This window comes from Citrobacter sp. wls826, assembly GCF_005281245.1.
Taxonomy (GTDB): Bacteria; Pseudomonadota; Gammaproteobacteria; order Enterobacterales; family Enterobacteriaceae; genus Citrobacter; species Citrobacter braakii.
In genome coordinates this window covers 116,526-125,363 of the sequence record NZ_SZWS01000055.1, presented here as the reverse complement: position 1 = coordinate 125,363, position 8,838 = coordinate 116,526, and the positions used below count along the sequence as shown (strand labels likewise).

Sequence of the window (8,838 nt, the reverse complement as noted above, 5' to 3'; positions counted from 1 at the left end):
CTTTGCTTAGCGGGCCTACAAAACCTGTCGGCCGGATCGGGCGTTCGCCGCCATCCGGCCTTTTTACTACTGCTCCTGGCGCTTAAACACCAGTTCGCCATTTCCTGACGCTTCTTCATCAAAGAAATAGCCTTCGCTGTTAAAGGCGGTCAGCTGTTCTGGCTGCGTTAAGCGGTTCTCAATAATGTAGCGACTCATCAGGCCGCGCGCTTTTTTTGCATAGAAGCTGATGACTTTGAACTTACCGTTCTTCTCGTCGAGGAAGACCGGTTTGATAAGCTCCGCATTGAGCTTTTTCGGCTTCACGGATTTAAAATACTCATCCGAGGCGAGGTTAATCACTACGCTGTCGCCTTGCGCTTCCAGCGCTTCGTTAAGTTTATCGGTGATGGTATCTCCCCAGAACTGGTAGAGATCTTTACCTTTCGCATTGGCCAGACGAATACCCATCTCCAGACGGTAAGGCTGCATCAAATCCAGCGGACGCAAAACGCCGTACAGCCCGGACAACATCCGTAAGTGTTGCTGAGCGAAGTCGAAATCCGCTTCGCTGAAGTTTTCAGCCTGCAGTCCGGTATACACGTCGCCTTTAAATGCCAGAATGGCCTGGCGTGCGTTTTCCGGCGTGAAATCAGGCTGCCAGTCATGGAAACGCGTGGCGTTCAGATCCGCCAGCTTGTCGCTAATTCCCATCAGCTTGCCAATTTGCGGAGCAGAGAGTTGGCGCGCCACGTGAATAAGCTGCTGAGAGTGATCCAGCAGTTCGGGCAATGTATGACGCGTCGTTGCCAGCGGACTTTGGTAGTCGAGCGTTTTTGCAGGTGAAATCAGAATCAGCATATCCAGTCCTTGCAGGAAATTTACTGCGACTTTAGCAAAAAAAACGACAGAATTGATCGATGGTTGCGATTGCCGCGCTATCCGCGCGGCGGCTCATCCCAGCTTTCGGGCGCAAGTTGTTGTCTGATATCAGGATAACGGCGCGGATCGAATTCTGGGCGCACCCCGAGTTTGCGTTGGCGTAGATAGTCGCAGGCGATAGTCTGCACAACCGGTGAAAGCAGCAGAATCGCCGTCAGGTTAGTGATGGCCATACACGCCATAATGATGTCCGCCAACTGCCAGATCAGCGGAACGCTGACTAACGTTCCGCCGATAACGGTGCTAACGGTGGCGATCCGTAATAGCCAGATGACGCGGATATTGTCCAGCTTCAGGAAAACGAGGTTATTTTCCGCATAGATGTAGTTGGCTACGATAGAGCTAAAAGCAAACAGAATCACAATTAACGCCACGAATCCGGCACCCCATTCTCCCGTTACTGAAACCATCGCTTTCTGGAGTAACTGGATGCCTTCCATCGGTACATAGCTGGCGTCATTACCAGCCAACAGAACAATCATCGCGCTGGCCGTACAGAGAATCAGCGTATCAACTAATACTCCGATCATTTGCACAATGCCTTGTGCCGCAGGATGCGGAGGCCAGGATGCTGCTGACGCGGCCGCGTTCGGAGTTGATCCCATTCCGGCCTCATTAGAAAACATACCGCGTTGAAAGCCGCTGGCAATGGCCTGGCTTAGTGTATACCCGGCGGCACCGGCTGCGGCTTCCTGCCAGCCAAAGGCACTTTTTATAATGGTCATGATAATGCCGGGGAGCTGTCCGAAATGCCACAGACAGATGACGATGCTGCAACCGACCCACAACAGCGCCATCATCGGAACGAACCATTGCATCAGGCGGGCAACGCCTTTAATGCCGCCAATGATTGCCAATAATGACACTATTGCCAGTGCGATACCGGTAAAGAGGGGAGGGATATCAAAAGCAAAGGTCAGCGCATGAGAGACCGAATTTGCCTGAACGCTGTTAAAAATCAGACCATAAGCAATGAGTAAAAAGATGGCAAAAAGAACGCCCATCCAGCGCATGCCCAGCCCACGCTCCATATACCACGCAGGACCGCCGCGAAACTGTCCCTTGCTGTCGCGCTCTTTATACAGTTGGGCAAGAGAGCTCTCGGCAAATGACGTCGCCATACCAATGATCGCCGAGACCCACATCCAGAACACGGCTCCCGCGCCGCCAGCGGCAATCGCCAACGCCACGCCCGCCAGATTTCCGCTACCGATACGTGCGGCAAGACTGGTGCATAAAGCCTGAAAGGAAGTTAAACCGCCCGGCTGCGGGCTGATGCTGTTTTTAAGACTTTTGCCAAACTGGCGAATATAGCGAAACTGAATAAACCCTGTACGCCAGGTGAACCAACATCCTGCGCCAAGCAGGAGGTAGATCATCACCGATCCCCAGAGTATTTCATTAATAAATGAGAAAAAATCAGGCATTAACATCCCTCTTGTTGATGCCGGTAAGCGCGAATATTCCCATGTAAGCGCTACCAATAATCGACCAGTATATACCTTATAAGGTGATTGATTACGGGAGTTTATCATAACAATCGTTATATCCCTTAATTGCGCATCACAGGCTTGGCGATGCGTAATCAGGGCTGAGCGGCTGGTCGGACAATCCAGGCGGTTGCGCTGAGAGTGCGTCGTGCTATCATCAGGGAAGATCGGTTACATCCCCCTAACAAGCTGTTTAAAGAGAATCGCTATCATGACGGACAAATTGACCTCCCTTCGTCAGTTCACCACAGTAGTGGCCGACACCGGAGACATCGCGGCAATGAAGCTGTATCAGCCTCAGGATGCCACAACTAACCCTTCTCTCATTCTTAACGCAGCGCAGATCCCGGAATACCGCAAGCTGATTGATGACGCTGTAGCCTGGGCTAAGCAGCAGAGCAACGACCGTGCGCAGCAGGTCGTCGACGCGACCGACAAGCTGGCAGTAAATATCGGTCTGGAGATCCTGAAACTGGTCCCAGGTCGTATCTCCACTGAAGTTGACGCTCGTCTGTCCTACGACACCGACGCGTCCATCGCTAAAGCAAAACGCCTGATCAAAATGTACAACGATGCTGGCATCAGCAACGATCGCATCCTGATTAAACTGGCTTCAACCTGGCAGGGCATCCGTGCCGCTGAGCAGCTGGAAAAAGAAGGCATCAACTGTAACCTGACTCTGCTGTTCTCCTTCGCGCAGGCGCGTGCATGTGCAGAAGCTGGCGTATATCTGATTTCTCCGTTCGTTGGCCGTATTCTTGACTGGTACAAAGCCAATACCGACAAGAAAGAGTATGCACCGGCAGAAGATCCGGGTGTGGTTTCCGTAACGGAAATTTACGAGTACTACAAACAGCACGGTTACGAAACCGTAGTTATGGGTGCGAGCTTCCGTAACATCGGCGAAATCATTGAGCTGGCAGGCTGCGATCGTCTGACGATTGCTCCGGCACTGCTGAAAGAACTGGCAGAAAGCGAAGGCGCTATCGAACGTAAACTGTCTTTCTCCGGCGAAGTGAAAGCGCGCCCTGCACGCATCACCGAAGCTGAGTTCCTGTGGCAGCATAACCAGGATCCGATGGCTGTAGACAAACTGGCGGACGGTATCCGTAAGTTTGCTGTAGACCAGGGTAAACTGGAAAAAATGATCGGCGATCTGCTGTAATCATTAGTGCGTGGCCCTGATATGGGTCACGCTACCTCTTCTGAAACCTGTCTGTCCTTCCCTTCGCAGTGTATCATTCTGTTTAACGAGACTGTTTAAACGGAATAATCATGAATACTTTACGCATTGGCCTGGTTTCCATTTCTGACCGTGCTTCCAGCGGCGTTTACCAGGATAAAGGTATCCCGGCCCTTGAAGAGTGGCTGGCGTCTGCCCTTACCACCCCTTTTGAGCTGCAAACGCGGTTGATCCCGGATGAACAGGCGATCATCGAACAGACCTTATGCGAGCTGGTTGACGAAATGAGTTGTCATCTGGTGCTGACTACCGGCGGAACGGGTCCGGCCCGTCGTGACGTTACGCCTGATGCGACGCTTGCCGTAGCCGACCGTCAGATGCCGGGCTTTGGTGAGCAGATGCGCCAGATAAGCCTGCACTTTGTGCCAACGGCGATTCTTTCCCGTCAGGTTGGCGTGATTCGCAAGCAGGCGTTGATCCTGAATCTGCCTGGGCAGCCAAAATCGATCAAAGAGACGCTGGAAGGTGTGAAAGATGCCGACGGTAAGGTTATCGTGCCGGGTATTTTTGCAAGTGTACCGTATTGTATACAGCTATTGGATGGGCCGTATGTGGAAACCGCACCGACTGTTGTAGCATCTTTTCGTCCTAAAAGCGCAATACGCGATACAAAAGCCTGAAAGTAGCCCGATCGTGACATAAGTGCCAATGACAGTGGAGTATTGAATTGTTTACGATATAGTAATTTTTGCTTTACATATATCAACAAACAGATTCAATTACTTCACTGACTCATGGTTTGCTATGTCACAACACACTCGACCGCTGAATCGCCAGGATTATAAAACCCTTACGCTTGCTGCCCTTGGTGGTGCGCTTGAGTTTTATGATTTCATTATCTTTGTCTTCTTTGCCGCTGTTGTTGGCGAGCTCTTCTTCCCCGCAGACATCCCTGAATGGCTACGTCAGGTGCAAACCTTCGGAATTTTTGCCGCTGGATATCTGGCGCGTCCGCTGGGGGGCATCATCATGGCGCACTTTGGCGATCTGGTCGGGCGCAAGAAAATGTTCACCCTGAGCATTTTGCTGATGGCGATACCGACGCTGGCGATTGGCCTGTTGCCTACTTACGCCTCAATGGGGATCCTCGCGCCGCTGCTGTTACTGCTGATGCGTATTTTGCAAGGCGCTGCCATCGGCGGAGAAGTTCCGGGCGCGTGGGTGTTCGTGGCGGAGCATGTACCGGAGCGTCGCATCGGCATTGCCTGCGGAACGCTGACTGCCGGCCTGACGGTGGGAATTCTGCTGGGGTCAGTGGTTGCGACGCTGGTGAACACCAGCCTGACGCAGCAGGCGGTGCATGATTACGGCTGGCGTATTCCTTTCCTGCTGGGGGGCGTGTTTGGGCTGGTGGCGATGTACCTGCGTCGCTGGCTGCAGGAGACGCCCATATTTCTCGAAATGCAGCAGCGTAAAGCGTTGGCGCAAGAGCTACCGGTGAAGTCAGTGGTGAGCAAACATAAAAAAGCGGTGGTTATTTCAATGCTGCTGACCTGGCTGCTATCGGCTGGGATTGTGGTGGTGATCCTGATGTCACCAGTCTGGTTGCAGAAGCAGTATGGCTTTGCGCCGGCGCTAACGTTGCAAGCCAACAGTGTCGCTACCATTATGCTGTGCGTCGGTTGTCTGCTGGCCGGGTTTATTGTCGATCGGGTCGGCGCCAGCAAAACCTTTATTGTCGGCAGCCTGCTGCTGGCCTGTTCAAGCTGGTTTTTCTATCACCTGACCGGCAGCCATCCCCAGCATTTGTTCCTGTTATACGGGCTGGTGGGGTTATGCGTTGGCGTGGTGGGGGCTGTGCCTTATGTGATGGTGCGCGCGTTTCCGGCGGAAGTCCGCTTTACCGGAATATCCTTTTCTTACAACGTGTCGTACGCCATTTTTGGTGGTCTGACGCCAATCGCCGTCACGATGTTGATGAGCGTGTCGCCAATGGCTCCGGCCTGGTATGTGCTGGCGTTATCGCTGGTAGGGCTAGGTTTGGGGATTTGGCTGCGACAGGATCTTTATCATCGCGATTCGAGCGTACAGGCAGAGTTACGGCGCTTGTAAGGAATATCCCCCCGTCAGGGGGGATAGCATCAGATTAGTGCGCTTCACCAATCGGCAGGATGGTACGGCCAAACTGTTCGTTCAGCACTTCACCCATCGCCAGGTAAATGGCGCTTGCGCCACACACTAAGCCTACCCAGCCAGCAACGTGAATGATCGCTTCGTTACCCGCAATGTTGCCAACGGCCAGCAGGGCGAACAGCACTGTCAGGCTCAGGAACACGAACTGCAGCATGCGCGCGGCTTTCAGCGTACCGAAGAACATGAACAGAGTGAACACGCCCCACAGACCGAGGTAAGCGCCCAGGAACTGACCATTGGTTGCATCCGCCAGGCCCATTTTCGGCATCAGCAGGATCGCAACCAGCGTCAGCCAGAACGAACCGTAGGAGGTAAAGGCGGTTAAACCGAAGGTGTTGCCTTTTTTATATTCCAGCAGTCCGGCAAAAATTTGCGCGATACCGCCGTAGAAAATGCCCATCGCCAGAATAATAACGTCCAGAGCGAAGAAACCCGCGTTGTGCAGGTTAAGCAAAATGGTGGTCATGCCAAAGCCCATCAGGCCCAGCGGTGCCGGATTAGCCAACTTAGTGTTGCCCATAATTCCTCAAAATCATCATTGATTGAATGGTGAAATAGTTTCCCCGAATAACGATCGCTGTCTTCGGGGCGCGGCATGATAATCAGGGGAGAGGGCACTGTCTATGATCTAACGAAGGGAAAATGAATTATTTTCCCTGTGATGGGCATCACGCTAGCCAGTTACGGCGGTGCTGCTCAGCAGAAGGCCCATAAGCAGGCTGGCGGAAAGGGTTAACACGGATTTCATGGAGTTTCTCTTTGACGGCTGCAAAAGTGTGTGAATTCAGACCAGATTACCGTCGTCATAAAAACGATTCATGCTCGTAATCTTTTATTTTTATTACAATTTTTATGTGAATGGCTTTCCTGATTTAATTGGTTGTATGAATTAATTCTGGTTGGCGACTATTCATTTTTATCTCTTTTTGCCTTTTTTCTGTGAATTTATTGCCACAAGGCTAAAAAAATTTTTCATGCCCCCCTTGATGACGTGGGTTACGACCCCATCTTGTAGACAACCGCAGTGGTGAGTCTGAAAAAAAACGATTCAGGGTAGTTGAAACCGCACGTTTCGCCCTTATTACAGATTCACAACCACATGATGACCGAATTTTTAGTGGAGACGTTTAGATGGGTAAAATTATTGGTATCGACCTGGGTACTACCAACTCTTGTGTAGCGATTATGGATGGCACTACTGCACGTGTGCTGGAGAACGCCGAGGGCGATCGCACTACGCCTTCTATCATTGCTTATACCCAGGATGGTGAAACTCTGGTTGGTCAGCCGGCTAAACGTCAGGCAGTGACAAACCCGCAAAACACCCTGTTTGCGATTAAACGCCTGATTGGCCGCCGCTTCCAGGACGAAGAAGTGCAGCGTGATGAAGCCATCATGCCGTACAAAATCATCGGTGCTGACAACGGTGATGCATGGATTGACGTAAAAGGTCAGAAAATGGCACCGCCGCAGATTTCTGCTGAAGTGCTGAAAAAAATGAAGAAAACGGCTGAAGATTACCTGGGTGAACCGGTAACTGAAGCAGTTATCACCGTACCTGCATATTTTAACGATGCTCAGCGTCAGGCAACCAAAGACGCCGGCCGTATCGCAGGTCTGGAAGTAAAACGTATCATCAACGAACCAACCGCAGCTGCACTGGCTTACGGTCTGGATAAAGAAGTCGGCAACCGTACTATCGCGGTTTATGACCTGGGTGGTGGTACTTTCGATATCTCTATTATCGAAATCGACGAAGTTGACGGTGAAAAAACCTTCGAAGTTCTGGCAACCAACGGTGATACCCACCTGGGTGGTGAAGACTTCGATAGCCGTATGATCAACTACCTGGTTGACGAATTTAAGAAAGATCAGGGTATCGACCTGCGTAACGACCCGCTGGCGATGCAGCGTCTGAAAGAAGCCGCTGAGAAAGCGAAGATCGAACTGTCTTCCGCTCAGCAGACCGACGTGAACCTGCCGTACATCACTGCAGACGCGACTGGTCCGAAACACATGAACATCAAGGTGACCCGTGCGAAACTGGAAAGCCTGGTTGAAGACCTGGTTAACCGTTCTATCGAGCCGCTGAAAGTTGCTCTGCAGGATGCTGGTCTGTCTGTTTCCGACGTTCAGGACGTTATCCTGGTCGGTGGTCAGACTCGTATGCCGATGGTACAGAAGAAAGTAGCTGAGTTCTTCGGTAAAGAGCCGCGTAAAGACGTTAACCCGGACGAAGCTGTGGCAATCGGTGCTGCCGTTCAGGGTGGTGTATTGACCGGTGATGTGAAAGACGTGCTGCTGCTGGACGTTACCCCGCTGTCTCTGGGTATCGAAACCATGGGCGGCGTGATGACTGCACTGATCGCGAAAAACACCACTATCCCGACCAAGCACAGCCAGGTGTTCTCTACTGCTGAAGACAACCAGTCTGCGGTAACCATCCATGTGCTGCAGGGTGAACGTAAACGTGCCGCTGATAACAAAGATCTGGGTCAATTTAACCTGGATGGCATCAGCCCGGCTCCGCGCGGTATGCCGCAGATCGAAGTTACTTTTGACATCGATGCCGACGGTATCCTGCACGTTTCCGCGAAAGACAAAAATAGCGGTAAAGAGCAGAAGATCACCATCAAGGCTTCTTCTGGTCTGAACGAAGAAGAAATTCAGAAAATGGTTCGTGAAGCAGAAGCGAACGCAGAATCTGACCGTAAGTTTGAAGAGCTGGTTCAGACCCGTAACCAGGGTGACCACCTGCTGCACAGCACTCGCAAGCAGGTTGAAGAAGCAGGCGACAAACTGCCGGCTGATGACAAAACTGCCATCGAGTCTGCACTGACCGCGCTGGAAACTTCTCTGAAAGGCGAAGACAAAGCGGATATCGAAGCGAAAATGCAGGCGCTGGCACAGGTTTCCCAGAAACTGATGGAAATCGCTCAGCAGCAGCACGCACAGCAGCAGGCTGGCGCAGCAGGTGCTGATGCTTCTGCAAACAACGCGAAAGATGACGACGTTGTCGACGCTGAGTTTGAAGAAGTGAAAGACAAAAAA

At 51.9% G+C, this 8,838-nt stretch carries 7 protein-coding genes; 4 read left to right on the top strand and 3 right to left on the bottom strand.

Annotated features, from left to right (window positions below):
• Positions 1-66: 66 nt before the first annotated feature.
• Together yaaA and FDW87_RS16385 are read right to left on the bottom strand one after the other, a co-directional pair.
• A complete protein-coding gene (yaaA, locus tag FDW87_RS16390; protein ID WP_053389002.1) occupies positions 67-840 on the bottom strand; it encodes a peroxide stress protein YaaA in 774 nt (257 codons plus the stop codon).
• A gap of 77 nt (positions 841-917) precedes the next feature.
• Positions 918-2,348 carry a sodium:alanine symporter family protein gene (locus FDW87_RS16385; protein ID WP_137379948.1) on the bottom strand — a complete coding sequence of 477 codons (1,431 nt, stop codon included), beginning with the start codon at positions 2,346-2,348 and terminating at the stop codon, positions 918-920.
• 274 nt (positions 2,349-2,622) lie between these two features.
• On the opposite strand from FDW87_RS16385, the gene tal reads away from it, so the two are divergent.
• From tal to FDW87_RS16370, 3 genes are all read left to right on the top strand, one after another.
• Positions 2,623-3,576 carry a transaldolase gene (tal, locus tag FDW87_RS16380; RefSeq protein ID WP_016151631.1) on the top strand — a complete coding sequence of 318 codons (954 nt, stop codon included), beginning with the start codon at positions 2,623-2,625 and terminating at the stop codon, positions 3,574-3,576.
• Between the two features lie 110 nt (positions 3,577-3,686).
• A complete protein-coding gene (gene mog / locus FDW87_RS16375) occupies positions 3,687-4,274 on the top strand; it encodes a molybdopterin adenylyltransferase (RefSeq protein ID WP_016155649.1) in 588 nt (195 codons plus the stop codon).
• Positions 4,275-4,398: 124 nt separating this feature from the next.
• The gene (locus FDW87_RS16370) at positions 4,399-5,706 is read left to right on the top strand and encodes an MFS transporter (protein WP_137366657.1); all 1,308 of its coding nucleotides are present in this window, start codon (positions 4,399-4,401) and stop codon (positions 5,704-5,706) included.
• 34 nt (positions 5,707-5,740) lie between these two features.
• On the opposite strand, the gene satP is transcribed toward FDW87_RS16370, so the two are convergent.
• Positions 5,741-6,307, bottom strand: coding sequence for an acetate uptake transporter (satP, locus tag FDW87_RS16365; RefSeq protein ID WP_003018969.1), 567 nt, complete (start codon positions 6,305-6,307; stop codon positions 5,741-5,743).
• A gap of 611 nt (positions 6,308-6,918) precedes the next feature.
• Between satP and dnaK the strand changes: the two genes are divergently transcribed.
• Positions 6,919-8,838, top strand: a 1,920-nt coding sequence (gene dnaK / locus FDW87_RS16360) for a molecular chaperone DnaK (protein WP_016151634.1), incomplete at its 3' end; no start/stop codon positions are given.

What these genes read in the sequence shown, in the direction of transcription:
- yaaA (WP_053389002.1), bottom strand. Translation starts at nt 840, where the DNA reads ATGCTGATTCTGATTTCACCTGCAAAAACGCTCGACTACCAAAGTCCG.
- FDW87_RS16385 (WP_137379948.1), bottom strand. Translation starts at nt 2,348, where the DNA reads ATGCCTGATTTTTTCTCATTTATTAATGAAATACTCTGGGGATCGGTG.
- tal (WP_016151631.1), top strand. Translation starts at nt 2,623, where the DNA reads ATGACGGACAAATTGACCTCCCTTCGTCAGTTCACCACAGTAGTGGCC.
- mog (WP_016155649.1), top strand. Translation starts at nt 3,687, where the DNA reads ATGAATACTTTACGCATTGGCCTGGTTTCCATTTCTGACCGTGCTTCC.
- FDW87_RS16370 (WP_137366657.1), top strand. Translation starts at nt 4,399, where the DNA reads ATGTCACAACACACTCGACCGCTGAATCGCCAGGATTATAAAACCCTT.
- satP (WP_003018969.1), bottom strand. Translation starts at nt 6,307, where the DNA reads ATGGGCAACACTAAGTTGGCTAATCCGGCACCGCTGGGCCTGATGGGC.